Source organism: Sphingomonas sp. AC435 (genome assembly GCF_979253005.1).
Map to the genome: position 1 here is coordinate 127978 of NZ_CEEDCJ010000001.1, position 25647 is coordinate 153624.

At 68.0% G+C, this 25647-nt stretch carries 29 protein-coding genes and 1 pseudogene; 26 read left to right on the forward strand and 4 right to left on the reverse strand.

Annotated elements, in window-relative coordinates; genetic code table 11:
* Positions 1-342: 342 nt before the first annotated feature.
* A pseudogene (locus tag AC0CH8_RS00610) lies at positions 343-753 on the reverse strand (flagellin N-terminal helical domain-containing protein); the annotation flags it as partial.
* Positions 754-1042: 289 nt separating this feature from the next.
* On the opposite strand from AC0CH8_RS00610, the gene AC0CH8_RS00615 reads away from it, so the two are divergent.
* The 18 genes from AC0CH8_RS00615 to AC0CH8_RS00700 all read left to right on the forward strand — a co-directional run bounded on the left by AC0CH8_RS00615 (position 1043) and on the right by AC0CH8_RS00700 (position 17792).
* Complete coding sequence (locus AC0CH8_RS00615; protein ID WP_465238250.1) at positions 1043-2344, forward strand: sigma-54 interaction domain-containing protein; 1302 nt, start codon at positions 1043-1045, stop codon at positions 2342-2344.
* A gap of 41 nt (positions 2345-2385) precedes the next feature.
* Positions 2386-2697, forward strand: coding sequence for a flagellar hook-basal body complex protein FliE (gene fliE / locus AC0CH8_RS00620; RefSeq protein ID WP_465238708.1), 312 nt, complete (start codon positions 2386-2388; stop codon positions 2695-2697).
* A 3-nt stretch (positions 2698-2700) separates the two neighbouring features.
* Entirely contained in the window at positions 2701-4392 is a 1692-nt protein-coding gene (gene fliF, locus AC0CH8_RS00625; protein WP_465238251.1) for a flagellar basal-body MS-ring/collar protein FliF, read from the forward strand.
* On the forward strand, positions 4389-5405 hold the full coding sequence (gene fliG, locus AC0CH8_RS00630; RefSeq protein WP_204200225.1) for a flagellar motor switch protein FliG: 1017 nt from the start codon (positions 4389-4391) through the stop codon (positions 5403-5405). The genes fliF and fliG overlap by 4 nt, the downstream gene beginning before the upstream one ends.
* A complete protein-coding gene (locus AC0CH8_RS00635) occupies positions 5398-6138 on the forward strand; it encodes a FliH/SctL family protein (protein ID WP_465238252.1) in 741 nt (246 codons plus the stop codon). Before fliG ends, AC0CH8_RS00635 begins: the two co-directional genes overlap by 8 nt.
* Complete coding sequence (locus AC0CH8_RS00640) at positions 6132-7451, forward strand: FliI/YscN family ATPase (protein ID WP_204200223.1); 1320 nt, start codon at positions 6132-6134, stop codon at positions 7449-7451. Before AC0CH8_RS00635 ends, AC0CH8_RS00640 begins: the two co-directional genes overlap by 7 nt.
* Positions 7452-7461: 10 nt before the next feature.
* Entirely contained in the window at positions 7462-7890 is a 429-nt protein-coding gene (locus AC0CH8_RS00645; RefSeq protein WP_204200222.1) for a hypothetical protein, read from the forward strand.
* 34 nt (positions 7891-7924) lie between these two features.
* A complete protein-coding gene (locus AC0CH8_RS00650; RefSeq protein WP_465238253.1) occupies positions 7925-10408 on the forward strand; it encodes a flagellar hook-length control protein FliK in 2484 nt (827 codons plus the stop codon).
* Between the two features lie 18 nt (positions 10409-10426).
* The gene (locus tag AC0CH8_RS00655) at positions 10427-11080 is read left to right on the forward strand and encodes a flagellar basal body-associated FliL family protein (protein ID WP_204200220.1); all 654 of its coding nucleotides are present in this window, start codon (positions 10427-10429) and stop codon (positions 11078-11080) included.
* Positions 11081-11083: 3 nt separating this feature from the next.
* Positions 11084-12016 (forward strand): flagellar motor switch protein FliM, encoded by a 933-nt coding sequence (locus AC0CH8_RS00660; RefSeq protein WP_465238254.1) that lies wholly within the window; start codon positions 11084-11086, stop codon positions 12014-12016.
* Positions 12013-12303, forward strand: coding sequence for a flagellar motor switch protein FliN (gene fliN, locus AC0CH8_RS00665; protein ID WP_055846664.1), 291 nt, complete (start codon positions 12013-12015; stop codon positions 12301-12303). Before AC0CH8_RS00660 ends, fliN begins: the two co-directional genes overlap by 4 nt.
* Positions 12304-12309: 6 nt before the next feature.
* The gene (locus tag AC0CH8_RS00670; protein ID WP_465238255.1) at positions 12310-12606 is read left to right on the forward strand and encodes a flagellar biosynthetic protein FliO; all 297 of its coding nucleotides are present in this window, start codon (positions 12310-12312) and stop codon (positions 12604-12606) included.
* A 68-nt stretch (positions 12607-12674) separates the two neighbouring features.
* Positions 12675-13436, forward strand: coding sequence for a flagellar type III secretion system pore protein FliP (fliP, locus tag AC0CH8_RS00675; protein WP_204200382.1), 762 nt, complete (start codon positions 12675-12677; stop codon positions 13434-13436).
* A 62-nt stretch (positions 13437-13498) separates the two neighbouring features.
* Positions 13499-13768: a flagellar biosynthesis protein FliQ gene (fliQ, locus tag AC0CH8_RS00680; protein WP_204200217.1), complete on the forward strand. Its 270-nt coding sequence runs from the start codon at positions 13499-13501 to the stop codon at positions 13766-13768.
* Between the two features lie 226 nt (positions 13769-13994).
* Entirely contained in the window at positions 13995-14768 is a 774-nt protein-coding gene (fliR, locus tag AC0CH8_RS00685; RefSeq protein ID WP_465238709.1) for a flagellar biosynthetic protein FliR, read from the forward strand.
* A complete protein-coding gene (locus tag AC0CH8_RS00690) occupies positions 14768-15895 on the forward strand; it encodes an EscU/YscU/HrcU family type III secretion system export apparatus switch protein (protein ID WP_465238256.1) in 1128 nt (375 codons plus the stop codon). Before fliR ends, AC0CH8_RS00690 begins: the two co-directional genes overlap by 1 nt.
* A 48-nt stretch (positions 15896-15943) precedes the next feature.
* On the forward strand, positions 15944-17389 hold the full coding sequence (gene fliD / locus AC0CH8_RS00695; protein ID WP_465238257.1) for a flagellar filament capping protein FliD: 1446 nt from the start codon (positions 15944-15946) through the stop codon (positions 17387-17389).
* A 1-nt stretch (position 17390) separates the two neighbouring features.
* Complete coding sequence (locus AC0CH8_RS00700) at positions 17391-17792, forward strand: flagellar protein FliS (protein WP_204200213.1); 402 nt, start codon at positions 17391-17393, stop codon at positions 17790-17792.
* Here the strand turns inward: AC0CH8_RS00700 and AC0CH8_RS00705 are convergent, their stop codons facing one another.
* Positions 17793-18023, reverse strand: coding sequence for a hypothetical protein (locus AC0CH8_RS00705; protein ID WP_465238258.1), 231 nt, complete (start codon positions 18021-18023; stop codon positions 17793-17795).
* A gap of 135 nt (positions 18024-18158) precedes the next feature.
* Between AC0CH8_RS00705 and AC0CH8_RS00710 the strand changes: the two genes are divergently transcribed.
* The 4 genes from AC0CH8_RS00710 to AC0CH8_RS00725 all read left to right on the forward strand — a co-directional run bounded on the left by AC0CH8_RS00710 (position 18159) and on the right by AC0CH8_RS00725 (position 21195).
* Positions 18159-19973, forward strand: a complete 1815-nt coding sequence (locus tag AC0CH8_RS00710) for an ABCB family ABC transporter ATP-binding protein/permease (protein ID WP_465238259.1) — start codon at positions 18159-18161, stop codon at positions 19971-19973.
* A gap of 75 nt (positions 19974-20048) precedes the next feature.
* The gene (locus AC0CH8_RS00715) at positions 20049-20381 is read left to right on the forward strand and encodes a hypothetical protein (protein ID WP_465238260.1); all 333 of its coding nucleotides are present in this window, start codon (positions 20049-20051) and stop codon (positions 20379-20381) included.
* Entirely contained in the window at positions 20378-20626 is a 249-nt protein-coding gene (locus AC0CH8_RS00720) for a hypothetical protein (RefSeq protein WP_465238261.1), read from the forward strand. The genes AC0CH8_RS00715 and AC0CH8_RS00720 overlap by 4 nt, the downstream gene beginning before the upstream one ends.
* A 2-nt stretch (positions 20627-20628) precedes the next feature.
* Entirely contained in the window at positions 20629-21195 is a 567-nt protein-coding gene (locus AC0CH8_RS00725; protein WP_465238262.1) for a hypothetical protein, read from the forward strand.
* Positions 21196-21207: 12 nt separating this feature from the next.
* On the opposite strand, the gene AC0CH8_RS00730 is transcribed toward AC0CH8_RS00725, so the two are convergent.
* Positions 21208-21480, reverse strand: a complete 273-nt coding sequence (locus tag AC0CH8_RS00730; RefSeq protein WP_465238263.1) for a GNAT family N-acetyltransferase — start codon at positions 21478-21480, stop codon at positions 21208-21210.
* Positions 21481-21582: 102 nt separating this feature from the next.
* Between AC0CH8_RS00730 and recQ the strand changes: the two genes are divergently transcribed.
* Complete coding sequence (gene recQ, locus AC0CH8_RS00735) at positions 21583-23346, forward strand: DNA helicase RecQ (RefSeq protein WP_465238264.1); 1764 nt, start codon at positions 21583-21585, stop codon at positions 23344-23346.
* 104 nt (positions 23347-23450) lie between these two features.
* Here recQ and AC0CH8_RS00740 read toward each other — a convergent pair whose 3' ends face one another.
* Positions 23451-24185 carry a hypothetical protein gene (locus AC0CH8_RS00740; protein WP_465238265.1) on the reverse strand — a complete coding sequence of 245 codons (735 nt, stop codon included), beginning with the start codon at positions 24183-24185 and terminating at the stop codon, positions 23451-23453.
* A gap of 170 nt (positions 24186-24355) precedes the next feature.
* Here AC0CH8_RS00740 and AC0CH8_RS00745 point away from each other — a divergent pair, with 170 nt between their 5' ends.
* Genes AC0CH8_RS00745 through AC0CH8_RS00755 form a run of 3 tightly spaced genes read left to right on the forward strand, consistent with a single transcriptional unit; the run spans position 24356 to position 25612 of the window.
* Entirely contained in the window at positions 24356-24790 is a 435-nt protein-coding gene (locus AC0CH8_RS00745; protein WP_465238266.1) for a protein tyrosine phosphatase family protein, read from the forward strand.
* On the forward strand, positions 24787-25206 hold the full coding sequence (locus tag AC0CH8_RS00750) for a hypothetical protein (protein ID WP_465238267.1): 420 nt from the start codon (positions 24787-24789) through the stop codon (positions 25204-25206). Before AC0CH8_RS00745 ends, AC0CH8_RS00750 begins: the two co-directional genes overlap by 4 nt.
* Before the next feature lie 25 nt (positions 25207-25231).
* Complete coding sequence (locus AC0CH8_RS00755) at positions 25232-25612, forward strand: hypothetical protein (RefSeq protein ID WP_465238268.1); 381 nt, start codon at positions 25232-25234, stop codon at positions 25610-25612.
* Positions 25613-25647: the final 35 nt, after the last annotated feature.

A 25647-nucleotide genomic window follows, 5' to 3' on the forward strand; every position in this document is an offset into this window, starting at 1 on the left:
GCTGAGCGTAACGGACAGGCCGTTGATCGTCAGCGCGCCGGAGCTGGCGACCGCACCAACGGCGACGGTCATCGAGTTTTCTGCCGTCGCCGAGACGCGGGTCGTGCTGCTCTGTGCATTGACCGCCGTGGCGACCAAGCTGGCGTTGGCCGACGCTGCGATGATGTCGGCGCCGCCGTTGATCTGCAAATCGCCTGCACCCAGGGCAGCGGTCACGACTGTGCTCGTCACCTGCGCCTGAAGACCCAGGTCGGCGCTGGTCGCCTTGACCATCTTCATGTCGATCGTCTCGCCGGAGTTGATGCCGGTCTGGAGCTTGATCGTGCTGGCGCTGCCGTCGAGCAGCTTGACGCCGTTGAAGGTGGTGGTCTTGCTGACATTGGCGATTTCGCTGGTCAGCTGCGACATCTCGGCCTGCAGAGCGGTGCGATCCGAGTCGCGCAGCGTGCCGGTGGCCGACTGGGTGGCCAGCTCCTTCATACGCTGCAGCATCGAGGTGACCTCGCCGAGCGCGCCTTCCGCGGTCTGCGCCAGGCTCATGCCGTCGTTGGCGTTGCGCACGGCCATCGCCATGCTGCGCGCCTGGCTCGCCATGCGGTTCGAGATCGCCAGGCCGGCGGCGTCGTCCTTGGCCGAATTGATACGCTTGCCGGTCGAGAGGCGCTCCATCGCCGTCGACAGCGCGGAGGACGCGCTCATCGAAGCGTTGGCAGCGCGCATTGCCGAGGTGTTGGTCGCGATAACGGTCATCATCTGTCTCCGTTGGTCTACGGCTTCCCCGCCGCCCCCAGAGCGGAGGGCCGAGCCGTCACAGCAAGGAACGACAGGGAAGGCCGCGACTTAAGCGGAAAAAATGAGCGGTCGCGAAATAGCTTTCGGCGGCGGATTGGCGCCCTCACCGGTGTGCCCGCGCCCGTAGGATGAACCCCGCGTACGACACGCTCGCGCGCGCCCGGAAAATATCTGCCGCCCCCGGCAAGGTGTTTACTCCGCGTTTACCGAACCGGGCGCAAAGCTTCAGCATTCCAGGGGGTATTCAGCCTTGCGTTCGATTTTTCCGTCTGCCGCCGTCACCCAGACCCGCTACGCGCTGCTGTCGTCGTTGCGCGCGCAGGGGTTCGGTATCGGCTCGTTCGAAACCGGCCAGCCCTTGCCGGGCGACCTGTTCATGGTCTGCGCCGGGGAGGCCGCTCCGGCTCCCGCGCGCACCGTGATCCTCGCCGAGCCGACACCGGGCGAAGGTCCGTCCGTGGTGCCGGGTCGCGACGGTGCGCCGCACCGCGTGACCTTCGACGCCAACGATGCCGCGGTGGGTTCCGCGATGGTCCGCGCGCTGGTCGGCGGGCCGGAGATGCCGACCGCCGCCGATCCGGAGACGCTGGCGCTGTTCGCGCTGGCCGAACGGGTGGCGCAGGCGGACATCACCGTCCTCATCAACGGCCCCACCGGCACCGGCAAGGAAGTGCTGGCACGCGCGATCCACATGGGATCGACCCGCGCCGCCAAGCCCTTCATCGCGATCAACTGCGCCGCGCTGCCCGAGTCGATGCTGGAGGCGTTGCTGTTCGGTCACCAGAAGGGCGCGTTCACCGGCGCGTCGTCGGGTGGCGAAGGTTTCTTCCGTGCCGCCGAGGGGGGCACGATCCTGCTCGACGAGATCGCGGAGATGCCGCTGTCGCTTCAGGCCAAGCTGCTGCGCGTGTTGCAGGAACGCGAAGTGGTGCCGATCGGTGCGTCCGTGCCGCAGCCGATCGACGTGCGCGTCGTCGCCTGCGCCAACCGCGACCTCCAGTCCGAAGTCGCCGCAGGCCGCTTCCGCGCCGATCTCTATTACCGCCTCGCCGTCTTCCCACTGACGACGCGGTCGCTCGCCGATCGTCCGCAGGATATTCCGGCGCTGGCCGCGACGATGATCCTGCGCCATGCCGGCACGCGCGCCGTCGTGCCGTGGCCGACGCACCGGGCAATCGAGGCGCTGGTCCAGCACGACTGGCCGGGCAACGTCCGCGAGCTGGAGAACGTGATCCAGCGCGCGCTGCTGTTCGCCGGCGGTGCGACGATCGAGGCCGAGCACATCGTGTTCGACCGCCGCGTCGCCTTCACCTTTCAGCCGGCAACTGCGCCAGCGCAGGCGGCGACGCCGGTTGAGGCGACATCGCCATCCACCTTGGGCAACGTCGTGCAGATGAGCGAGTTCGCGGCGATCCGCGAGACGCTGAAGGCGTGCGGCGGCAGCCGGATCGAAACGGCAAAGCGGCTCGGTATCTCCGAACGCACGCTGCGCTATCGCCTCGCCAAGGCGCGCGAACAGGGTGAGGATCTCGCCCGGGTGGTCAACTCGTGAGCGTCGGTCCGGTCGGCGGCGTCGGCGGCATCGACCGCGTGATGCAGCTTCGCGCCCAGATCCTCGAACGCAATCAGGCGCTTGCCCGCGCCAGCGCCGCGCCGGCCCCGACCGCCGCGACGGAAGCGAAGCCGACCAGCTTCGCCGACACGCTGGAGGGGGCGCTGAAGAGCGTCAACGACGGCCAGAATCAGGCCGCGAAACTCTCCGAAAGCTACGAGCGCGGCGAGACGGTCGACATCGCCAAGGTGATGCTCGCCCGTCAGCAGGCCAGCGTCGGCTTCGAAGCCACGCTGCAGGTCCGAAACAAACTGCTGTCCGCCTACAAGGACATCATGAGCATGCCGGTTTAAGCCATGAGCACCGCCCTCACCACCACCACCGCCGGCGGCCCGGAACGGTTCGCCAATCCCCTTCGCCAGATCCAGGGCGTCATGGCGCAGCCGGCCGTGCGCCGGACCGCGCCGATGGCGCTGATGGTCGGCCTGATCGGTGCCGCCGCGCTGGCATGGACCAGCCTGTCGACGCCGCCGCAGAAGACCTTGTTCTCCGGTCTCGCCGATGCGGACAAGGCCGCGGTCGTGCAGAGTCTGGAACAGGCGAGCATCACCGCGCATGTCGACGACGGCACCGGCGCGATCACCGTCGACGAAGACGCGTACAGCAAGGCGCGGATGCTACTGGCATCGCAGGGGCTGCCCAAGGCGGCCCCCGGCGGCTACGCGATCCTGGACCAGCTGCCGATGGGCGTCAGCCGTGCGGTAGAGGGCGAGCGGCTGCGTCAGGCGCGCGAGACCGAGTTGGCCCGATCGATCCAGGACATCGACGCGGTCGCCGAGGCGCGCGTTCATCTCGCGACACCCGAGGCATCGGTATTCGTCCGCGACAAGGCGGAGCCGACCGCGTCGGTGATCGTCAAGCTCAACGCCGGCCGCTCGCTGTCCGACGCGCAGGTGTCGTCGATCATCAACCTCGTTGCCTCGTCAGTGCCGGGGATGAAGCCCGATTCGGTGACGATCGTCGATCAGGCGGGCGCGCTTCTGACCAAGCCGGGCGGGCGCGACGCGCTCGGCGCGGCGGGCGACGAGCGCCTCGACGTGCAGAACCGGGTCGAGGACAAATACCGCCAGCAACTGACGCAGTTGCTGACGCCGCTGCTCGGCGCGGGCAATTTCAGCGCCGAGGTGCAGGCCGACGTCAATCTCGACGAGACGCAGGCGACGCGCGAAAGCTACGAGAAGCAGGGCGCGTTGCGCGCCGAAACCGGCAACTGGACGGGCAATCAGGCGTCCGGTGGTCAGGCCCCCGGCGGCATTCCCGGCGCGCTTTCGAACACGCCGCCGCCCGCCTCGACCTTGCAGGTCCCGACGCCTGCGGTCGGCGCGAGTGGTGGACCGCAGCCGGTCGCCGGCGGCCCCGCCCCGGACGCCGCGAAACAGTCGGACAGCTACCAGCGCGCCTATGATCTGGGCCGCGAAGTCTCCGTCACGCGCGCTGCGCCGGGATCGATCAAGCGCCTGTCCGTCGCCGTCGTCCTGCGCGAGCCCGACAAGGGTCGGCGGACCGCGATGGAGATCACGCAGATCACCGATCTGGTGAAGAGTGCGGTCGGCTATGATGCCAACCGTCAGGATCAGGTCACCGTCATCAGCAAGAAGTTCGCCGGCGCGACCGACGCGGTCGTAGCTCCCGCCTGGTACGACAATGCGTGGCTGCCGATGGTGGCGCGCAACGTCACCGCGGTCGTCATCGTGCTGCTGGTGCTGCTGCTCGGCGTGCGCCCGCTCGCCAAGTCGCTGATGAAGAAGCGCGAGGATGCGATGCCGGGTGCCGCGCAGACCGGCGCCCCGCTTGGTGCCCTTGGTGCGGGCGTGACCACGGTCGGTCCGGACGGCGTGCCCGTTGTCACCGCCCCCGTCAGCCTCGACCAGATGGAGAATTCACGCGGCTATGACGAGCGGATCGGTGCGGTGCGCGGCTTCACGCGGGACAATCCCGCCCGCGCCGCGTTGGCCGTACGCGACATGATCAAGGCGGACGCGAAGTGAGCGAAGCCGCCGCCGGGGCACCACCCCGCAGCTATACCGGGATCGAACGCGCTGCCGTACTAATGATGATCGTCGGCGAGGAAGAGGCCGCAGCGATCCTTCAAAAACTGGAGCCGGACGAGGTTCGCCAGCTGGGCAGCGCGATGTTCGCCGTCGCCGACGTGTCCGAGGAGGAGGTCGAGCATGTCCTCGACGATTTCGTCGGTCGCGCCCGCGACCGGACCGGCATCACCTTCGATCCGGGTCCGCAGATCGAGGCGGTGATGAACCGTGCGCTCGGCCCCGAGAAGGCGGAGAGCGTGTTGGCGCGCATTACCCCACCCGAGGCGGCGTGCGAGCTGGAACTGCTCGACTGGATGGAGCCGAACGAGATCGCGTCGATGATCGAGAAGGAGCATCCGCAGATCGCCGCCGTCGTCATTGCCAATCTCGACCCCGCGATCGGCGGTCAGGTGCTGGAGTTGATGCCGGAGGTGGCCCAGCCCGACATCCTGCACCGCATCGCCAAGCTGGGCCCGATCACGCCCGATGCGGTCGAGACGCTGAAGGACGTGTTGTCGCGGCGGACCGGCGGCAGCAGCTCGACGGTGATGCTGGGCGGCGCACGCGAGGCGGCGAAGATCCTGTCGGGCGCGCGCAAGGCGACCGAGCAGAGGGTCATGCCCAAGCTGTTCAAGATCGACCGCGACGTCGCCAAGCAGATCGAGGAGGCGCTGTTCGTCTTCGACAACCTGCTGGAGATGGACGACAAGAACCTCGCGACGCTGATCCGCAACGTCGACGGCGAAGTGCTGGTCAAGTCGCTGAAGGGCGTGGACGAGGCGATCCGGGCACGCTTCCTGGGCTGCATGTCGGCCCGCGCCGCGGACGGTATCCGCGACGAGATGGAATCGCGCGGCCCGATGAAGCTGGCCGAGGTGCTTGAGGCGCAGAAGGCGATGATCGCCGTCGCCCGCACGCTGGCCAAGGACGGCACGATCATGATGGGCGCAGGCGAGGACGACTATGTCTGATTTCCAGCCTTCGGGCGGCTTCGTCGCGGGGTTCGCCGCGCGGCACGAGGTCGCAGCCGGCCTGTTGCAGGCGGCCTTCTCCCCGCCGGGAGGCTTCGCGCCGTCCGACCCGCGCGACCGGATCGCGGCGGCGGGCGCAGGGATGCCGCGCCACTTCTCGCCCGCCAATCCGGGCAGCAACCCCACCGCGGGCTGGAACCCGCTCGATGCATGCGCACCCGCTGTGGAGCAGCCGTTCGTCGACCCCGTCGCCGCCGCGCGGGCGGAAGGCTATGCAGAGGGGCTGGCCGACGCCACGGCGCTGGCGGGGGCCGAGCGCGACCGAGATGCCGCGTTGATCCAGGGCATCGCCGGGCAACTTTCCACAGATCGTATCGACCGCGCCGCGATCGCCACGCAGCTTCGCCAGACCGTCATGCTGCTCGTCACTCGTGTCGTCGGCGATGTCGGCGTCGCCGCCGATCGCCTGAGTGCGCGGGTCGAGGTCGCTGCCAGGATGCTGGCCGATGCTCAGGAGTCCGCGATGCTGCGCGTCCACCCGGACGATGTCACACTGCTGGAGGGGCGCCTGCCCGCGACCATCTTTGCGGTCGGGGACGCGCATGTCGCGCGCGGCAGCTTCGTCCTCGAAAGCGCCTCGACGATAGTCGAGGACGGACCCGGTCTGTGGCTGGAGCAATTGACCGACGCGATCGATCGCGTGCCGCTCCCGCAGGGTGCCGTCGCATGCTGAACCGCTTCGCCGCCGATTACCTCGACACGCTCGCCAATGCCGATTTCCGCCCCACCGCCAAGGTGTCGGGCCGGCTGATGTCGTGCGACGGCCTGTTGATGGAGGCGGTCGGGCTGTCGTTGCCGGTCGGCACCGTCTGTATGGTTGGCGACACGGTGGAGGCGGAAGTCATCGGCTTTCGCGGCGAGCGCACACTGCTGATGAATCTGGGCGGCCCCGCGCCGCTATTGCCGAAGGCGCTGGTGCGGCCGCTCGGTGCTGCCGGCGAGGCGGAGGTCGGCGACGCGATGCTGGGCCGCGTGGTCGATGGCGCTGGCAAGCCGATCGACGGGCTGGGCCCGATTCGCGGCGCGCAGACCTGGCCGCTGGCGGGCAAGTTGCAGGGACCGCTGGACCGTGGCCGCGTGCTGGAGCCGCTCGATGTCGGCGTCCGCGCGATCAACGGGTTGCTGACGGTCGGCAAAGGCCAGCGCATCGGCATCATGGCCGGCTCCGGCGTCGGCAAGTCGGTGCTGCTCGGCATGATGGTCCGCGCCGCCAAGGCCGACGTGATCGTCATCGGGCTGATCGGCGAGCGTAGCCGCGAAGTCGCCGACTTCCTCGATACCAAGGTCGCGGGTGAGGCGCGCAAGCGTTCGGTCGTCGTTGCTGTACCCGCCAACCACTCGCCCGTGCTGCGGATCCGCGGCGCGCTGCGCACGCATGCCATCGCGGAGTATTTCCGCGCGCAGGGCAAGAACGTGCTGCTCATCATGGATTCGCTGACCCGCGTCGCTCATGCCGGTCGCGAGATCGGGCTGGCGCTCGGCGAGCCGGCATCGGCACGCGGCTATCCCCCCTCAGCGATCGCGATGCTGCCGAATTTGATCGAGCGCGCCGGCACCGACGCGCACGGAACGGGCGCGATCACCGCGATCTACACCGTGCTGGCGGACGGCGACGACGGCAACGATCCGGTGGTCGACTCGGCTCGCTCGATCCTCGACGGGCATATCGTGCTCAGCCGTGCGCTGGCGGAGCGCGGCGTCTATCCCGCGATCAACGTCGGCCCCTCGGTCAGCCGCGTGATGACCGACATCGCCGGGCACGACCACCTCGCCGCCGCGCGAGTCCTGCGCCGGCATTTGGCGACCTATGAAGAGAACCGCGATCTGGTGCTAATGGGCGCATACCGGGCCGGCACCGATCCGGCGATCGACGCCGCCATCGCCTACCACCCCGCCGTCACCGACTATATTCGGCAGGACCCGGAGGAGACGGTGTCGCTGGGCGACGCCGCCGCCGAACTGGTCGGCGTGTTCGGCACCCCGTGAGCCCTGACGCATGAGCGCCGACAAGTCGAAGATGCTGGCGCGGCTGCACCGGGTCCGCACGCTCCAGCTCGGGCTGGCGCGCGCGGACGAGGTCCGGCATGCAGAAGCGCTCGCGAGCGAGCATCAACTGACGCAGCGTATCTCCGCACTGGTCGACGCGGTCGCCCCGACGACGCAGGCGACGGGCGCGCACAGCCTGTCCGCCGCCGCCTATTACCGCGAGCGCCTGCAAAAGACCGCCGACGCCGCTTTTACGCGTGTCGAGATGGCCGAGCGCCGCGCCGATGCCGCGACGGAGGCCACGCGCGCTGCGAAGCGAGATCAGAGCGCCGTCGAGAAGCTGATGGAGCGCGCGCGCCAAGCCGCCACGATGAAGGAAATGCGCGCGCTGGAAGACGCGCCGGGCATCCCGCGGGGAAAACGGCACGGTCCTTGCTGATCGGGTCCTGAATAGTTCGGGACACTGCCACGTCATGATCCAGTCCACTGCCGCCACGCTCCGCCTCGCCGTTTCGCCGGGCGCTGCCGCTCCCGGTGCGCCGGTCGCGGTGAACGGGGGCGGTGTGTTCACGCTGCCGGGCATCGACGTGGGCGGCGACGTGACGCCCGGCGCGTCGATGCCGAACCTCCCCGCAATGATGGTCGCCGGATCGGCCGACGATCGGCAGCCGAATGCCGCGACCGGCAAGGGCTTGCCGATGCCGGGCGTATCGCCGGCACTGCCGCCCGCAGGCGACGCTTCGCCACGCGGAAGTCTGCCCGTGGCCCTGACCTCGTCGATGCCGCAGCCCACATCGGACGCAGCAGACGACGAACCCATCTCGTGCGGGCTGATCATCGACAAGCCGCTGGGTTTGAAGCCGGTTGCGCCAGGCGATCCGCGACCGGTGCTGATGCCGACACCGAAGGTCCCGCTGCCCGTCAAGGCTCCGCGATCGGACACGCCGCCCGCGCCAGCGCCGGCAAACCCTGCCTCCCCACCGGTCGCCGGTGCTCCCGCCGTTGCACCTGTCATCTTGACGCCGCCGACTGCCGTACCGATCGAGGCTCCGACCGCAGCCCCGCAGCCGCAGGCGGATACGCCAGCGATCCTGCCCGACATTCTCACGCCACCGCTCATGCCGCCGGCGAGTGGCAAGCCGTTCGTGCCGCCCACCATCCTCACCCCGCCCGTCTCCGCGCCGCGGCCCACCGTCGCGGAGGAATTCCCGCTGCCGGTCGAGATCATCTATGTCGATGTCGACATGCCCGTGAAACAGGAGGAGGATGACCTCCCGGTCGCGGCCGCTGCTGTCGCGGCGGCGCATACGCCGCCGCCGTCGAAGCCAGGCACGTCGCCTGTCGATGCCGACTCCGGGGGACCGACCGAAGCGCCACCGAGCGACCCGGCGCCCGTCGGCGCCGACATCGCCGCGCCGATCGTATCGTCCGCCCCCGTCTTGCCGACCCTGACACCGACGCCGACGCCGACCCCGACGGACATGTCGCCAGCGACCCTGCCCGTCACCGAGGTTGCGCCGCCTTTCGCCTCGGCCAGCGCGCCGATCGACGTATCGAGCCACGTGGGCGTCAAGCAGGATAGGGCTGCGACCGCGCAGCTGCGGCCCGCCGGGATGCCTGTGCCCCCGTCCAAGCCGGTCGCAGCGCCTGCTGCTTCGTCACCGGCAACCGCCGACTCCGTCGTGGTCAAGCCACCGGCGACCGAGCAGATATCCGTCGCTCTCGACGCATCACCGACGATGACGCTCCCGCGATCGCTTCCGATCGTGGAATATGCGCCGGTAGACGCAGCACCTTTGCCGGTCGATGCGGCGAAACCGAGCACGGTTGCGGCACCTGCCGAGAATGCCGTGAATCCCGCCACGTCCGAAGCCCACATGCTACCCGTCTCGCCGCCGATCGTCGCACTGGCGGCGGCAGTCCCGATCGCCGGCGCCCTGGTCCAGCAGCCTGCACCAAAGGCGCCCGCCGGCGTCGCACCGACGCCGCCGCGCGACGAGGTCGCAACAATGGCGGCTGCGATGAACGCCACGATCACCGCGCCTGCAACGATCACCGTCGCCACATCTCGCCCGGCACCCGCTAGAGCGCGCGATGAGGCACCAGTCCTCGCAACACCGCCCGCTGCAATCCCCGCACCTTCGGCTACGCCGGCACCGACACCGGCGGCTTCACCGCTTCAGGTCCCGCCGATCACCACCGGCGTCGCGCCCATGATCGCGGCGGCGCCGGCTGCGGCCGCTCCTCCGCTCGTCACCGCACCCGTGACGGTAGCAGAGGTACCGGTCGCCGCTCGTACGATCGACAAGCCTGCGATCGAGACCCGCGCCGACACCGTGCGGTCGGCTTCAGCGCCCTATCTGTCGCCCGCGCCGGTCGGCACCACAGCCGCCGCCGGCGTCGTCTTCGGTGCCGCCAAGCTGGCGGCGCAGCGCAGCGAGCGCGAGGATCGCATCCTGACGCTCGGCAGCGAGGCGCTTGCAGCGACGACCGCGCCGGCCGAGCGGCTGGCGGTGGCCGCGACCCAGGCGGGCAACCAGCCCAGCCTGGACATGACGGACCAGCGATGGCCGCATGCGATGGTCGCGCATATCGAGGCGTTGCGCGATGCCGTCGCGGATGCCGCGAACGCCGCCGACACCCGCATCCGGCTGGTGCCCGACGCGCTCGGCGGGATCGACATCGGCGTGCGGCAGGACGGCGACACGCTGCACGTCCATTTCGCCGCCGATCAGCCGCAGACGCGCGCCTTGCTTCAGGAGGCGCAGCCGCGACTTGCGGAAGCCGCGGAAGCGCGCGGCCTGAAGCTGGGGCAGACCTCCGTCGGTACCGATGCGGGGCAAAGCCAGCAGCGCCAGCAGCAACAGCCCCATCAGTCCCCCGCCCAGCCGGTGCGCCGGAACAGTTTCACCGCGACGACCAGTGCCGACGAAACCGGCGACGGCCGCATCGCATAATTTTCGGGAGTTCGAACCATGAGCGAAGCCAAGGAAGACGCCGCGCCCGCCAAGAAGAAGGGCGGCAAGAAGAAGCTGTTGATCGGAGTCGTCGGCCTGTTGGTGCTGGTCGGCGGCGGCGTCGGCGCGGGCGTCTATGCGGCGCAATCTGGCATGATCGGCGGCAGTCACGACGCGAAGGCGGAGCATGAAGACCCGGACAAGCCCAAGCTCGTCCCGAAAAGCGAGCAGAAGCAGGCCGGCGAGGGTGCCGAGGGGGGTGAAGGCGGCGGCCACGGCGGCGGCGAAGGCGAGGAAGGCGCGTCAACCGCGCATGCCGGCAAGCCCACGCCCGAAGGCGAGGGCGGCGAGAAGTTCGCGTCCAATTATTTCGCGATGGAGAAGGATTTCACCTCCAACCTTCGTGATTCGGTGCACTTCGTCCAGGTCGGCGTCGCGGTGTCGACGCCCTATGACGACAAGGTCATCACCAACCTGAAGACCAACGACATCGCGGTACGCTCGGCGATCCTGATGGCGCTGGGCGACACCACCGAGGAACAGGTTTTCAGCACCGAGGGGAAGCGCCAGCTTCAAGCCAAACTGGTGAAGGCAATCAACGACACGCTGGAGCAAAAAGAGGGATTTGGAGGCATTCGTAACGTTTACTTTACCAGTTTCGTTGTTCAGTGAGGCATGGTTAACGCCCCGCCAACATCCGATCGACGCACCCGCGAGCGCGAGCCCGCGCGGGAGACGGTGCTGGGCGCGGCGAAGCTGAATCCGTTCGGCGACCTCAATACGCTGCAACATCTGTCGGCGCGGCTGGCACGTACGCTGCGCCCGGTCTGGGAGCAGCTGCTGCGCCAGGAAATCCGCTGCTGGGCGGAGCCGCTCAGCGTCCAGCGGTTCGGCGACTACCGGGTGGAGCGCGGCGACGCGCTGACCGCCTGGGCTCCGCTCTCCATGTCTCCGTCGGCCGGCGCGAACGGCGGCAAGGCGTGGTGCGTGGCCGAGGGGCGGTTCGTGCTCGAACTGCTCGACCTGTTCTTCGGCGGATCGGGCGCAGTCTCGCAGCCGCTGCCGACCGAATTCTCTCCGGCCGCGGAAGCGATGGCACAACGGATCGCGCGCGCGATCGCCACGCCGCTCGCCGCCGCGTGGGAACCCCTGACCCGCGTCGCGTTCCAGGCGGAGCGGACCGAGGCGAATGCCGACATCGATCCAGACGACGCCGTCATCGTCACCCGTTTCGGCATCGCCGCGGGCGACGCGCAGCCGCAGTTCGTCGACATCCTGTACCCCGTCGCGGCGCTGAAGCCGCACGGTGCGACGCTGACCGGCAAGGTGCTCGACAAGGCCGAGCCCGATCCCGTCTGGCGCAACAACCTGACCCGCGCGACCATGGCCGTTCGCTTTCCCGTTCGCTCCGTGCTCGCCGAGCCGGTGGTGGCGCTGACGAAGCTGATGGACCTGAAGCCCGGCGACGTCATCCCGATCTCGATCAACGCCGACGTTCCCGTGATGGTCGGCCGCGACCGTCTCGGCTGCGGCACCGTCGGCACGTCCAACGGCCGCGCCGCCATCCGCCTCACCAGCCTCGCCTTTCCCGAAGGATCCGACCAATGAACGACATGACCGGCGGCTTCCCCGTCGACAGCGCCGTCGCCGCCAATTTCCGGCTGCTTCAGGACGTCGACGTGAAGCTCACCGTGGAGATCGGTTCGACCAACCTGACGCTGCGCGAACTGCTCGCGCTGGGCGAAGGCAGCGTCATCGAGCTCGATCGTCAGGCCAACGAGCTGCTCGACGTGTTCGTCAACGGCACGCTGATCGGACGCGGCGAAGTCGTGACGGTCGGCGATCGGTTCGGCGTTCGGATGACCGAACTGGTTTCCCCCGACAAGCGCGGCTGATCCACGATGCTCTGGTCCTATATCCTGAAACTGGTCGTCCTGCTGCCGCTGGTCTGCGGCCTGATGATCGGCTGCCTCTATCTCTGGCGCAAGCTGGAGACGCGGATGCCCGGCAAGTCCGCCACGCGGCTGATCGCGGTCAGGGAGACGATGATGATCTCCCCCGGCGTGCGCCTCGCGGTGCTGGAGTTCGAAGGCAGGAACCTGCTCGTCTCGGTCGCGCGCGGTGGCGTGACATTGGTCGACAAGATCGACGCCGCCCAGACCGTTCCGGCCCCGATCAGGACGGGAGCGATCCGGTGAGCCTCGCGGTTTCGCTGAAGGCCCCGCGCGGGACGCTGTTGTGGATCGTGCTCGCGATCCTGCTGGCGATGATCGTGTCGGCCCCGGCGCTGGCACAGGCGGCGCCGGCCGCCGCCCCGGCCGCAGCGCCCGCTCCGGGTGTCGGCGACGCCGTCGACCGCGCGCTCGGCCAGCTCGGCGGCCAGCAGGGCCAGTCGGCCCCGCTGTCGCTGTCGCTGCAAGTGCTCATCATCATGGGCCTGCTGACGATCCTACCCGGCATCCTGTTGATGATGACCAGCTTCACGCGGATCATCATCGTCCTGTCGGTCCTGCGTCAGGCGTTAGGGCTTCAACAGACTCCGCCCAATCAGGTGCTCGTCGGCCTGTCGCTCTTCCTGTCGCTGTTCGTGATGGCGCCGACGATCTCGCAGATCAACACGACCGCGATCCAGCCCTATGCCGCCGGGCAGCTTGCCGGCACGCAGATGATCCAGACCGCCGGTGCGCCGCTGCACGACTTCATGACGAAGCAGACGCGGGTCAAGGACGTGACGATGTTCGCCGGCATGGCGAAGGCGGGTCCGTTTGCCAGCCCCAAGGACATCCCGTTCGCGATCCTGCTGCCCGCCTACATCACGTCGGAACTGAAGACCGCGTTCCAGATCGGGTTCCTCGTCTTCCTGCCCTTCATCGTCATCGATCTCGTCGTGGCGACCGTGCTGATGGCGCTGGGCATGGCGATGCTGTCGCCGACGATCATCTCGCTGCCGTTCAAACTGCTGCTGTTCGTGCTGGTCGATGGCTGGGCACTGACGATGGGCAGTCTGGCGAACTCGTTCGCGGTCTAGCCACTCCTCCTCCCCTTCTGGGGAGCGCCTGAACAACCCTCGTGATTGCGGACCGCCGAGACATGGACGCCGATTACTTCCTCACGATCGCGAACCAGACGATGTGGGTGCTGGCGCTGGCCAGCGCGCCCATTCTGGTGCCGGCGCTGCTCGCGGGCCTGATTCTGGGCATGGTGCAGGCGGCGACGTCGATCAACGAACAGACGCTGACCTTCGTGCCCAAGCTGGTCGTGGTGGCGGTGTCGATCCTGATCTTCGGCAGCCTGATCCTCGGCCTGCTCAGCGACTTCACCGTCGCGATGTTCGAGCGCATCCCGGATCTGGTGAAGTGAGGCGCAGCGCCAGCGCGGCCACGCCCGCGCGTCCGGCGCACGCCGGGGTGGAAGCCCGGCCGGCGGGGCGCAGCACCCGTCCGACGACGCGGCTTTGCCGCGGCGGGCCTCCCGTCCACAGCGTTGTAGCGCCGCGGCAAAGCCGCGCCGTCGGTCCTCGGCCCTGCCGACGCCGGCCGGGCTTGCCCGCGTGGCGCGCAACGTGCGCGCTCTCGCAGGCCGCGCCGTGCTAGGATTCGGCCTCGCCATCGAGCCGCAGCTCTGGGCGCTGATCTTCGTCATGGTGCGGATCGGGGCTGCGTTCATCGCGGCCCCCGTGTTCGGCGCGGTGGCGTTGCCGCTGGTGGTGCGCGTGTCGCTGACCGGCGCGATCGGCATCCTCGTCCTCGCCGCGCATCCGATCGTGCCGCCGCCCTCCGTCTTTTCCGTCACCACCTTCGTCTCGGTCGCGGCCGAGGCGCTGGTCGGGTTCTCGATGGGCTTCATCCTTCAGGTCGCGTTCGCCGGACCGCTGATCGCGAGCGAGATCATCGGCGGATCGATGGGCATCGGCTTCGCCTCCTCGATCGATCCGCAGAACGGCAAGTCGACGCCGGCGCTGGGCCAGTTCTTCTCCGTCATGCTGACGCTGTTGTTCCTGTCGCTGGACGGGCATCTGGTGCTCGTCGACATGCTGGTGAAGAGCTATGACGCGCTACCCCCCGGTCAGGCATGGCTGGGTGCGGAGAAGATCAAGGCGATCGCGTTCTTCGGCGGCTATGCGTTCCTCGCCGGGCTGTTGCTGGCGTTGCCCGTCGGGTTCCTGCTGCTCTGCCTCAACATCGTCGTCGGCATGATGAGCCGCGCGGCCCCGGCCCTCAACCTGTTCTCCGTCGGCATGCCCGCCAGCCTCGCGGTCGGCGTTATCGCGCTGGCGATCGCCTTCCCGGCGATGGGCGACTACATGCTCATCATCATCTCCGAGAGCCTGGGCGCGGTGCAGACGCTGGTGCTCGGCTGATGTCGGAGGGCGGCGAAAAGACAGAAGCCCCAACCCAACGCCGCCAGGAAAAGGCGGTCGAGGACGGCAACGTCCTGCGCTCCCGCGATCTGGCGACCGCGTTCGTCGTGCTGGCCGGCGTCGCGTGGGTGGTGTTCATGGGCCCCGCCCTGCTCGCTGCCTGCAAGGAGGTGATGGCCGCCAGCTTCCAGTTCGGGCGCGGCGATGTCGAGGAATTCTCGCCCTGGCGACCGCTGGCCGAGGCCGGCTGGCGGCTGGCGATGCCGATGGCGTCGCTGTTCGCGGTCAGCGTCGCCGCGGCAATCGTCAGCGGCATGATGCTGGGCCATGTCGGCTTCAACGGCGCGCTGATGGCTCCCAAATTCAGCCGCATCAGCCCCGCCGCCGGCCTGAAGCGCATCTTCGGCATGAATGGCTGGATCGAATTGGGCAAATCGCTGCTCAAGGTCATCCTGCTCGGCAGCATCGGCGGCTACATGCTGATGAAGGCGTCCAGGTCGACGCTGGGGCTGTCGTCGTCCAACCTTCAGGACGCGCTGGGTCAGGTCGGGGGTACCTTCACCGGCATCCTGATCGCGATGGCGCTGGGCCTTTTCGCAATCGCCGGCATCGATATCCCGATCCAGATCATCCAGCGGCTGAGCAAGCTGAAGATGACGAAGCAGGAGATCAAGGACGAGCACAAGGATAGCGAGGGCAATGCGGAAGCGAAGGGCCATATGCGCGCGCGCCAGCGTGCGATGCTGTCCGGCGGCGCGCGGGCCGCAGTGGCGGAGGCGCACGTCATCCTGACCAACCCGACCCACTTCGCGGTCGCCCTCCGCTACGACCGGGGGCGCGATCAGGTGCCGGTGGTGGTCGCCAAAGGTCGCGGCGCACTGGCGCTGGCGATCCGCGAGTTCGCCGGCACCGCGCAGGTGCCGATCCTGGAATATCCGGCGCTCGCCCGCGCCGTCTATTATACCAGCCGCGAGGGGCAGGAGGTGCGCGACGACCTGTATGTCGCGATCGCCGCCGTGCTCGCCTTCGTCTTCGGCCTGAACGCGGCGGCGGGGGGTGCACCGCAACCACGGATCGATGTGCCGCCGAGCGCCCGTTTCGACGAGCACGGCAACAAACAATCCTAAAGCCGACCGGTCATCGGTCGTTTACCGGAATGAACGAAGGAGCGGCAGATGGCCACGACGACAGCGACCAGCGGCACGAGCGCCACCGCCTCCCTCGCCAGTTCGCTGGGCGTCGGCACCGGCGTCGATACCAAGGCGCTGGTCGCCAGCCTGGTGCAGGCACAGTTCGCCGCCAAGACCGCGCAACTGACCAGCAAGAGCGAGACGCTGACCGCGCAGATCAGCGGCGTGGCGAAGCTGAAGAGCGCCGTCAGCGGCTTCGACAGCGCGCTGAAGTCGCTGGTGAAAGGCGGCACGCTGGCGACCGCGCCGCAAAGCTCCAACAGCAGCATCCTGACCGCCACGACCAAGACCGGCGGCGCGGTGTCCCCGAAACTGTCCGCGAGCATCACCGTCGAAACGCTGGCGCAGGCGCAGGCCGCCACCACCAATACGCCGGTCGCCGCGACGCAGGGGTTCAAGGGCGGCAAGTTGACCGTCGCGATCGGCGCCTACGACGCATCCGGTACGCTGGCGCCGAGCAGGACGGTCGATATCACGGTCGCCGATGGCGCGACGCTGGCCGACATTGCCAAGCAGATCACGAAGGACACCGGCCTCCAGACGCAACTCGTCAATGACGGCACCGGCCAGCGCCTGACGATCAAGGGCGCATCAGGAGCCGATCAGGCGTTCGAGATTGCCGTGGACCAGACCAGCACCGACGGTGCGCAGGCCGACCTCACGACGCTGGGCGTCGGCGGCGGTTCGGGCGGCGCGACGGTCGGCACTACCGCGAAGAATGCCGTCGTGGTGATGGACGGCGCGCGGTTCAGCCGGCCGAGCAACACGATCGACGACCTGATCGACGGGGTGAAGCTGAACCTGGTTTCCACCTCCTCGACACCCGTGACGCTCGGGGCCAGTGCGCCGACCAGCGCGATCAGCCAGGGCCTCAGCGACTTCGTCGAGACGTTCAACCAGCTGTTGAGCATGGTTCGCGACGAAACCAACATCAACACCGGCACGCTGAAGAACGACAGCAGCGCGACCGCCATCGCGCGCTCGCTGTCGACGCTGACCACGACGAAGCTGGCGACATCGACCACGAACGGGCCGCAGACGCTGGCCGATATCGGCGTGTCGACCAATCGCGACGGTTCGCTGAGCGTCGACACCGCCCGCCTGAACAGGGCGATGCTCGCCGATCCGGCGGGGGTCGAGGCGCTGTTCGCGGACGGAACCGGGGCGAGCGGCGGCGGCCTGGCCGCGGCATTCTCCGCCATCGCGACGCGGCTGACGAACAAGACCGGCGGACTGGATGCGGCGGCGACCCGATACACCAAGCAACAAACGGACCTGAGCACGGCGCAATCCAAGATCAGCGATCTTTCGACTGCCGCGTCGGACCGCCTGACCAAGCAGTATGCCGCGATGGATGCGCGCGTCGCCGCCTACAAGGCGACGCAGGCGTTCATGACCAACCAAATCGCCGCCTGGAACAAGAGCAGCTGAAATGGCCTATGCTTCCACCCTGCTCCGCGACCCTTGGTCCACATACCGCGAGATCGACGCCGCCGGCCGTACGGCGCAGGCGGCGACCGGCCCTGCCCTCGTGCAATTGCTGTACAGTGAGCTAGTCGCCGCGTTGCGCGCCGCTGCCTATGCCGCCGAACAGCAGCAGTACCGGGTCAAGAGCGACCGCGTGACCCGCGCGACCGCGATCCTGTTCGCGCTGGAATCTGGGCTGGATTTCGAACGGGGCGGCGACGTGTCGAAGACGCTGGCGCGGATGTATGCCGGTGCGCGGCGGACGATCGTCAACGCGTCGATCGGCCATGATCCGCAGCCATTCCGGGACACTGCCGACACGCTGGATGAGATTGCCGCGGCGTGGCGGACGGCGTCGGGGGGCTGATCAACCCTTGGGCGTCCGGGCGTCGGTCTTGACGATTTGCGCACCCGAGCGGCGGCAGTCGGCACCGATCATCGGGAAGGGCACGTCGGTGTTGCGGGCGAGCTGGTAGGGCAACGCGGCACGGCACTGCGCCATTGTCGCATAGCGGGACGGCACGATGCGCGCCTCGGTGCACTCGGTGTGACCGTCACCGCAGCCAAGGATCGCCATTACGAAGAACATCGGAGTCATTACGCGTCTCCCATCCTGTCCTATTCAACCGATGATGCGGCGAACGGGTTCCATCGAAGGTCGGACGGCGCTTGACATGATGGTTAACGCCCGGGGAGTTGCGCGCGAGGCTCGGGCGCACGACATACGGACGCAATGCCGCCCTCCGCTCCGACCGCCAGTTCAGACCAGCCGCTGATCCCCACCCTCCGCCGTTTCCTGCCGTATCTGTGGCCGGCGGGGGAGCCGATGCTGCGTGCGCGCATCGTCGGCGCGATGCTGCTCGTCGTCTGCTCCAAGCTGGTGCAGGTGTTCGGTGCCGCCTATACTCTGAAATACGCGGTCGATCGGATGGCAGTCGGCGACCGGGGATTGGCGACGATCGTCATCCTGCTGGTCATCGCCTACGCCGCATCCCGCTTTTCCACGACGCTGTTCGACAATCTGCGCAATGCTGTGTTCGAGCGCGTCGGGCAGGACGCGACGCGGCGGCTGGCGGCGGATGTGTTCCGGCATCTGCACGCGCTGTCGCTACGCTTCCACCTCGAACGCCGCACCGGCGCGGTCACCAAGGTGGTCGAGCGCGGGACGAAGAGCATCGACACGATGCTGTACTTCATCCTGTTCAACATTGCGCCGACGATCCTCGAACTGGCACTGGTGCTCGGCATCTTCTGGTACAGCTTCGGCCCGTGGCTGGTCGCGGCGACGGTGGCGATGGTCGTCGTCTATATCTGGTTCACGCGCGTCGTCACCGACTGGCGCAACGCGCTGCGCACGCAGATGAACGACCTCGACACCGGCGCGGTCGCACACGCGGTCGACTCGCTGCTGAACTTCGAGACGGTGAAGTATTTCGGCGCGGAAGAGCGCGAGGCGCGCCGGTACGAGCGTGCCGTCGACGCCTATGCCAAGGCCGCTACGAAGTCCGAAAACTCGCTGGCGTGGCTTAATATCGGTCAGGCGCTCATCACCAACCTGATGCTAGGCGGCGGCATGGCCTATGTCGCCTGGGGCTGGAGCCGGGGCGCGTTCTCGGCCGGCGACGTGGTGTTCGTGTCGACGCTGCTGGCGCAGCTGTTCCGCCCGCTCGACCTGCTCGGCATGGTCTATCGCACGATCCGTCAGGGCGTGATCGACATGGCGAGCATGTTCGCACTGGTCGATACGCCCGCCGACGTGACCGACGCGCCCGACGCGACGCCGCTGAACGTGGCGCGCGGGCATGTCCGGTTCGAGGGGGTCGGCTTCGGCTATGACAAGGGGCGGCCGATCCTCGACGGCCTCGACATCGACGTCCCCGCCGGCACGACGCTGGCGGTGGTCGGCCCCTCGGGCGCGGGCAAGTCCACGCTCGCGCGGCTCTTGTACCGGTTCTACGATGTCGGCACCGGGCGAATCACGATCGACGGTCAGGATATCGCCGCGGTGACTCAGGCGTCCTTGCGTGCGGCGATCGGCATCGTGCCGCAGGACACCGTATTGTTCAACGACACGATCGGCTACAATATCGCCTATGGCCGCGAGGGTGCCGGCCCGGACGAGGTCGCGCGCGCCGCCGAGGGCGCGGCGATCGCCGGCTTCATCGAACGCCAGCCGGACGGCTACGACACCCGAGTGGGCGAGCGCGGCCTGAAGCTGTCGGGTGGCGAGAAACAGCGCGTGGCGATTGCCCGCACGCTGCTGAAGAACCCGCCGATCCTGATCCTGGACGAAGCGACCAGCGCGCTCGACAGCCGCACCGAAGCGGACATCCTCGCGACGCTGGAGGCGGTGGAGCGTGGTCGTACGACCATCGTCATCGCGCACCGCCTGTCGACGGTGGTCGACGCCGACCAGATCGCGGTGCTCGACCGTGGCCGGGTGGCGGAGCGCGGCACGCACGCCGAACTGCTGCGGCGCGGCGGGCTGTACGCGGAGATGTGGGCACGTCAGGCCCGCGAGCGCGACGAGGCGCTGGCGGCCGAGTAATAGCTCCGAAACGGAGCAGCTTCGATTTGAGCGTGGTCGGACCGGCCATCATCCTGATCCCGAGAGGGAGAAGGCATGAAGATCAACCCGAAGACGATTACCGGCAACTGGGACAAGGGGTTCGTTCTCGACAAGCATTCGGTGTCTAGCACCCATGTCGGCACGAACGAACACGGGCATCCTCAATACGAGACGCTCCGCACGGATGTTGGCGAAGCTTTGTACTTGCTGAAGTACAAGTTACAATGGGGCAACATCGTACCGCTGGCGATCGAACTCTCACGCGGCGTCAAAAGGTCCTTCGGGAAGATTGACTTCATCGTTCCGATGGCCGCATCGAACGTGCGGCCACGCCAGCCGGTGACGGAACTGGCCGTTGAGGTGGGCAAGCAACTGGCCGCCCGGTGAACGCTGGCTTCCTGCTAAAAAGTTCGACATCGCAGATCAAGAACCTCAACACCCGTCAGGAGAAGGATGCCGTTCTCACCGCCGCGTTCTCGACGAATGCCGCTGGTGTGGGACCCGGGCCGTTCGACATCCTGCTGGTCGACGATCTGATCCACTCCGGAGCGTCTCTCGATGCGGCTTGCACGGCGTTGAGGAGATCGGGAAAGATTGGCAAAATCTACGCCGCGGTGCTGACTTGGAGATGACGATGCCGAAACGCGAAACCGTATTCATCGCCGGATCGATCGCCATCAGCCGGCTGCATCCGGCGATCTGCGAGCGGATTGGAAAGGCCGTCGAACGCGACCTGGCGATCGTCGTCGGCGACGCGGACGGTGCGGACACCGCGATCCAGCGCGTGCTGGCGGACCGCGGCGCACGGGCGGTGACGGTCTTTTGCAGCGGCGACGCACCGCGCAACAACGTTGGCGAATGGCCGGTCGAGCACATCTATCCGGATGCACCGTCCGGCACCCGGCGCTGGTTCACGGCCAAGGACATCGCGATGGCGGAGTCAGCGGATTACGGGCTGATGATCTGGGACTCGCGAAGCACGGGTACCCTGTCCAACGTCATCGAATTGCTTGGTCAGGACAAGACATCGGTGGTCTTCGTCAACAAGAACAAGGAATTCGTGAAAGTCGTCGACATCGACGGTCTGGAACGGCTGGTAGACATGATGTCCGCGACGGCACGCGAGAAGGCCGAGCAGAAGATGCGGCTGACCGATCGGATGGCTGCGCTGCGCCACCGACAGGGGGCGCTGGCGCTCTGATCGTGGGCCGCCTTACGCCAACAGATCCCGATAGCCCGGATGCTTGCGGATGAAATCCGCGACGAACGGACACTGCGGCACGACCTTCAGCCCCCGGTCGCGGGCGCTGTCGAGCGCGACGCGGATCAGGCGGCTGCCGACGCCGCGTCCCTCGATCGCGGGGGACACGACGGTGTGGGTGAAGACGATCTCGTCGCCATAGAGTTGATAGGCGGCGACGGCGCGCTCGCCGTCCACCTCCAGCGTGAATTCCTGTTCGGCCCGGTTGTCGCGTACTTCGTTCATGCGGACTAGATGCCCCTCTGCCGTACCGGGTTCAACCCGCAGCGGAAAGCCGGCCGGAAACCTCGACCCAGTGGCCCAGCGTCGCTACATGCGCCGACGACGATGCTCGATCCCCTCCCCATTCTCAGCAAGGTTTTCGGCTTCCCCGCGTTTCGCGGCGTCCAGGCGGACGTGGTGGAGCGCGTGCTCGCGGGTGAGCGGACGCTGGCGGTGATGCCGACCGGCGCGGGCAAGTCGCTCTGCTATCAACTGCCGTCCGTCATGCTGGAGGGGACGTGCGTCGTGGTGTCGCCGCTGATCGCGCTGATGCACGACCAGTTGCGGGCCGCGACGGCTGTCGGCATCCGCGCCGCGACGCTGACATCGGTGGACGAGAACCGCGCAGAGACGATCGCCCGGCTGAAGGCGGGGGAGCTGGACCTGCTCTACGTCGCGCCGGAGCGGGCGTCGGGCACGCATTTCCGCGACCTGCTGATGCAGACAAAGCTGTCGCTGTTCGCCATCGACGAAGCGCATTGCGTCAGCGAATGGGGGCACGACTTCCGCCCGGACTATCGCCTGCTCGGCCCGTTGATGGAGGCGTTTCCGGAAGTGCCGCGGCTGGCGCTGACCGCGACCGCCGACGCGCACACGCGGGCGGACATCGCCAAGCAGCTCGGCATCCCCACGGACGGGATGATCGTGTCAGGCTTCGACCGACCGAATATCCGCTACAGCATCTCCGCCCGCGACACGATTGCGCGGCAGATCGCCGACCTAATCGCCGCCAATCCCGGCCCCGGCATCGTTTACGCGCAGACCCGCGCCGCGACCGAAAAGCTGGCGGAGCAATTGGCGCGCACCGGCCGGCCGACACGTGCCTATCACGCCGGCCTCGACCCGGCGATCCGCGCGCGCAACCAGGCGGATTTCGTCGCGAGCGAGGACATGGTCATCTGTGCCACGGTCGCGTTCGGGATGGGGATCGACAAGCCTGACGTGCGCTTCGTCGCGCATGCCGGCCTGCCGAAATCGATCGAGGCCTATTATCAGGAAACTGGCCGCGCCGGGCGCGACGGCGATCCCTCGGTCGCGCACCTGTTCTGGGGGGCGGAGGATTTCGCCCGCGCCCGCCAGCGGATCGGAGAGGTCGAGCCGGAGCGTCAGGCGGGCGAGCAGACCCGCCTCGCCGCGCTGGGCGCTCTGGTCGAGACGGGAGGCTGTCGCCGCCGCATCCTGCTGAAGCATTTCGGAGAGAACCCCACCGAGGACTGCGGCAATTGCGACAATTGCCTGGGGTCGAGCGATGCGGTCGATGCGACGGAAACCGCACGCAAGTTCCTGTCGGCGGTGTTCCGCACCGGGCAGCTGTTCGGCGCGGGCTATATCGAGCAGGTGCTGCTCGGCCAGTCGACCGAGCGCAGCCTGACCAACGGGCACGAGGCGCTGTCGGTGTGGGGCATCGCGACCGCCGACGAGGCGGCGCTGGTCAAGCCGGTGGTGCGCGCGCTGCTGCTGCGCGACGCGCTGCGCACGAACGCGCATGGCGGGCTGGAGTTCGGGCCGGGCGCCAAGCCGCTGCTGAAAGGCGAGGCGGCGCTGTCCGTCATCGTGCCGCCCAAGCGCGAGCGACGGCGGCGCGGTACACCCGTGGCGGCGAATGCGGCCGATAATCCGCTTTTCGAGGCGCTGCGTGCCTGCCGCCGCGATCTGGCGAAGGAGGCGGGGGTGCCGCCCTATGTGATCTTTCACGATTCCACGCTGCGCGATATGGCGGCACAACGGCCGAACAGCCGGGCGGCGCTGTCGCTGCTGTCAGGCATCGGCGCGCGCAAGCTGGACGCCTATGGCGATGCGTTCCTGCAAGTGATCCGCGACGCCGGGTGATCCGCGGGGAGCGGGCTCACGGGTCGCGGTAGAGCCTCTCCGTAAAAAGCCCTTTGCGGAGAGGCTCTCCCCTCTCGCCCTCAAGGGGGCGGGGAAAGCCCGGCCTAGACCGACTTCATCTTCGCCGCGATCAGCAGCGCCGCCTGATCGGACCTCATGGCGCGGATCGCGAGATAGTCCTGACCCGTGTAGAGTTCCGACACGATCCCCGCGACCAGATCGCATTCGTGCGTGACCGCGTGGCGCGCGAGGATTTCGGCATAGAAGCTACGGTTCTTGCCCTTGGTGCCCTTCACCGACTTGTAGATTGCCTTCCCCAGCCGATGCACGTTGGTGCCCATGGAAAGGCCGGTCGCGCCAAAGCCCTTCTTGACCCGCTTCGCCTTTTTCTTGGCGATGACGTACGGCAGTACCGTGTTGAAGATGGTGTCGTGATCGAGCGACATCTGGTCGCCGTAGTCGCGGGTCTTGCAGTTGCAATGGTGCTTCATGGAGCCGCGCATCTGCAATCCCTCCAGCGCATCGATATGCGCATGGGTCTTGATCCCGGATACGATCGACGTGCCGATACCGACCGCCGACATCGCGATACCTGCCACCCCGAGGCCTACGCCCGCTGTCCCGGCTCCCAGGACGGCAGCGCCGGCAACCCCGACCATCGTCAGGTTATGGGCTTGCCCGACCGCCGAAGTAGCGACGGACAAACCCGCCATGGCCTTGGAAACATGGCCATGTAGAACACGACTGTCGAGAGTATTGCCGCCGCCATACTTGAAGACACTGTTCATCGCGGACCAGTTGCCCGACGGAGCCATGTCGAGCTCGTCATCGTCTTCCATGAGATTTCCCCCCTCCAGATCGTCGTCCTTACAAGCGCCAAAAGTAAGTTGCCGTCAATCCAGCAACCCCGCGTCGCCGTCCCGATCCGGAATGATGTTCGCCGCGCCGCGGCGTGCCATATCGTCGACGAAGGGCTGACGGCGGCCCTTCGATCCGATAGGAGCAGACCATGATCCGCCCGCTCAACGACGCGTTCGCCGTCGCCCCCCAGATCCGCCCCGAGGATGTTCCCGCGATCAAGGCCGCGGGGTATGTCGCGATCGTCAACAACCGTCCCGACGACGAGGAGTCCGGCCAGCCCGCGGGCGAGGCGTTGCGTGCGGCGGCTGAGGCGGCCGGGCTGGGCTACACTGCGATCCCGGTGACGGCCGCCGGCTTCTCCCATCCGCAGCTCGATGCCATGGCGGCGGCACTGACGGCGGCGGACGGCCCCGTGCTCGCCTACTGCCGGTCGGGGACGCGAAGCTGCAATCTGTGGGCACTGGCGGCCGCGAAGGCGGGCCGCGATCCGGGGCTGCTGACCACGCAGGCGGCCGGCGCGGGATACGACCTGTCGGGCATCCGGCCGATGCTCGACGCGCTGTCGGGGCCGAAGGCGGAATGATCGCCGGCTTGGCGGGCAGCGTCAGCACCGTCCAGATCGTCGCCGCGGCGGGGGTGTTGATCGCGCTGGTGATCGGCGCGGTACTGTTCGTGCGCACCCGCCGGCCGAACCGGATCGGCAGCCCGGAGGATGCCGCCGCAGCCTGCGAAGCGACGTTGCAGGGTTTCGCCGTGACCGGTGCGGTCGTCGGTGCGGATGGCGGCGGCGCGCTGGCGGTCAGCGGCGACGGGCGCGTCGCGGCGGTCAAACGGCTGGGCCGCGGCCTCGTCGCGCGCGAAGTGATGTGGCGCACGGTCCGCTCCACCGCCGACGGGATCCTGGTGGAAACCGGCGACCGGCAGCTGGGAGAGGTCCGGCTGGCGGGCGTGAACGTGCTCGATATCCGCCGACTTGCACCGCGCCACGTGGCGCTTTGACCGCAACGCGGTTAGGTCCGCGCCCATGACACCGCGCGACGCCGTTCACTGGGTGGACCAACCGGGGCCCCACAGCCTGCCGGGCCTTTGGCATCAGTTCATCGACTGGATCGGTGACGGTACCGGTTTGCCCGACACGATCCTGCATATCCACGCCGGAATGGCGGTGCTCATGCTGGCACGGGTCGTGACGCGACGCTCGCTCGGCAGCTTCGTGCCGCTGTCGGTGGTGATCGTCGCCGAGGGCTTCAACGAAATCATGGACCGGCTGCAATTCGGGTCGTGGCGCTGGCCGGACACCACGCTCGACATCGTCAACACGCTGTTCTGGCCGACGATCATCTGCCTGGGTATTCGCTTCCGCCCGATGATCGCCCGCCGCCGCAGCGGCTTCGGCCGCCGCTGAGGAGCACCGGGCCTGCCCAGCAGCAGGCCCGGTAT

Bases quoted from the DNA above. Each gene is read 5' to 3' on its own strand.
- fliE (WP_465238708.1), top strand. From the start codon at position 2,386: ATGCAGCTTCGCGCCCAGATCCTCGAACGCAATCAGGCGCTTGCCCGC.
- fliF (WP_465238251.1), top strand. From the start codon at position 2,701: ATGAGCACCGCCCTCACCACCACCACCGCCGGCGGCCCGGAACGGTTC.
- AC0CH8_RS00635 (WP_465238252.1), top strand. From the start codon at position 5,398: ATGTCTGATTTCCAGCCTTCGGGCGGCTTCGTCGCGGGGTTCGCCGCG.
- AC0CH8_RS00640 (WP_204200223.1), top strand. From the start codon at position 6,132: ATGCTGAACCGCTTCGCCGCCGATTACCTCGACACGCTCGCCAATGCC.
- AC0CH8_RS00645 (WP_204200222.1), top strand. From the start codon at position 7,462: ATGAGCGCCGACAAGTCGAAGATGCTGGCGCGGCTGCACCGGGTCCGC.
- AC0CH8_RS00650 (WP_465238253.1), top strand. From the start codon at position 7,925: ATGATCCAGTCCACTGCCGCCACGCTCCGCCTCGCCGTTTCGCCGGGC.
- AC0CH8_RS00655 (WP_204200220.1), top strand. From the start codon at position 10,427: ATGAGCGAAGCCAAGGAAGACGCCGCGCCCGCCAAGAAGAAGGGCGGC.
- AC0CH8_RS00660 (WP_465238254.1), top strand. From the start codon at position 11,084: ATGGTTAACGCCCCGCCAACATCCGATCGACGCACCCGCGAGCGCGAG.
- fliN (WP_055846664.1), top strand. From the start codon at position 12,013: ATGAACGACATGACCGGCGGCTTCCCCGTCGACAGCGCCGTCGCCGCC.
- AC0CH8_RS00670 (WP_465238255.1), top strand. From the start codon at position 12,310: ATGCTCTGGTCCTATATCCTGAAACTGGTCGTCCTGCTGCCGCTGGTC.
- fliP (WP_204200382.1), top strand. From the start codon at position 12,675: ATGATCGTGTCGGCCCCGGCGCTGGCACAGGCGGCGCCGGCCGCCGCC.
- fliQ (WP_204200217.1), top strand. From the start codon at position 13,499: ATGGACGCCGATTACTTCCTCACGATCGCGAACCAGACGATGTGGGTG.
- AC0CH8_RS00690 (WP_465238256.1), top strand. From the start codon at position 14,768: ATGTCGGAGGGCGGCGAAAAGACAGAAGCCCCAACCCAACGCCGCCAG.
- fliD (WP_465238257.1), top strand. From the start codon at position 15,944: ATGGCCACGACGACAGCGACCAGCGGCACGAGCGCCACCGCCTCCCTC.
- AC0CH8_RS00700 (WP_204200213.1), top strand. From the start codon at position 17,391: ATGGCCTATGCTTCCACCCTGCTCCGCGACCCTTGGTCCACATACCGC.
- AC0CH8_RS00705 (WP_465238258.1), bottom strand. From the start codon at position 18,023: ATGACTCCGATGTTCTTCGTAATGGCGATCCTTGGCTGCGGTGACGGT.
- AC0CH8_RS00710 (WP_465238259.1), top strand. From the start codon at position 18,159: ATGCCGCCCTCCGCTCCGACCGCCAGTTCAGACCAGCCGCTGATCCCC.
- AC0CH8_RS00715 (WP_465238260.1), top strand. From the start codon at position 20,049: ATGAAGATCAACCCGAAGACGATTACCGGCAACTGGGACAAGGGGTTC.
- AC0CH8_RS00725 (WP_465238262.1), top strand. From the start codon at position 20,629: ATGCCGAAACGCGAAACCGTATTCATCGCCGGATCGATCGCCATCAGC.
- AC0CH8_RS00730 (WP_465238263.1), bottom strand. From the start codon at position 21,480: ATGAACGAAGTACGCGACAACCGGGCCGAACAGGAATTCACGCTGGAG.
- recQ (WP_465238264.1), top strand. From the start codon at position 21,583: ATGCTCGATCCCCTCCCCATTCTCAGCAAGGTTTTCGGCTTCCCCGCG.
- AC0CH8_RS00740 (WP_465238265.1), bottom strand. From the start codon at position 24,185: ATGGAAGACGATGACGAGCTCGACATGGCTCCGTCGGGCAACTGGTCC.
- AC0CH8_RS00745 (WP_465238266.1), top strand. From the start codon at position 24,356: ATGATCCGCCCGCTCAACGACGCGTTCGCCGTCGCCCCCCAGATCCGC.
- AC0CH8_RS00750 (WP_465238267.1), top strand. From the start codon at position 24,787: ATGATCGCCGGCTTGGCGGGCAGCGTCAGCACCGTCCAGATCGTCGCC.
- AC0CH8_RS00755 (WP_465238268.1), top strand. From the start codon at position 25,232: ATGACACCGCGCGACGCCGTTCACTGGGTGGACCAACCGGGGCCCCAC.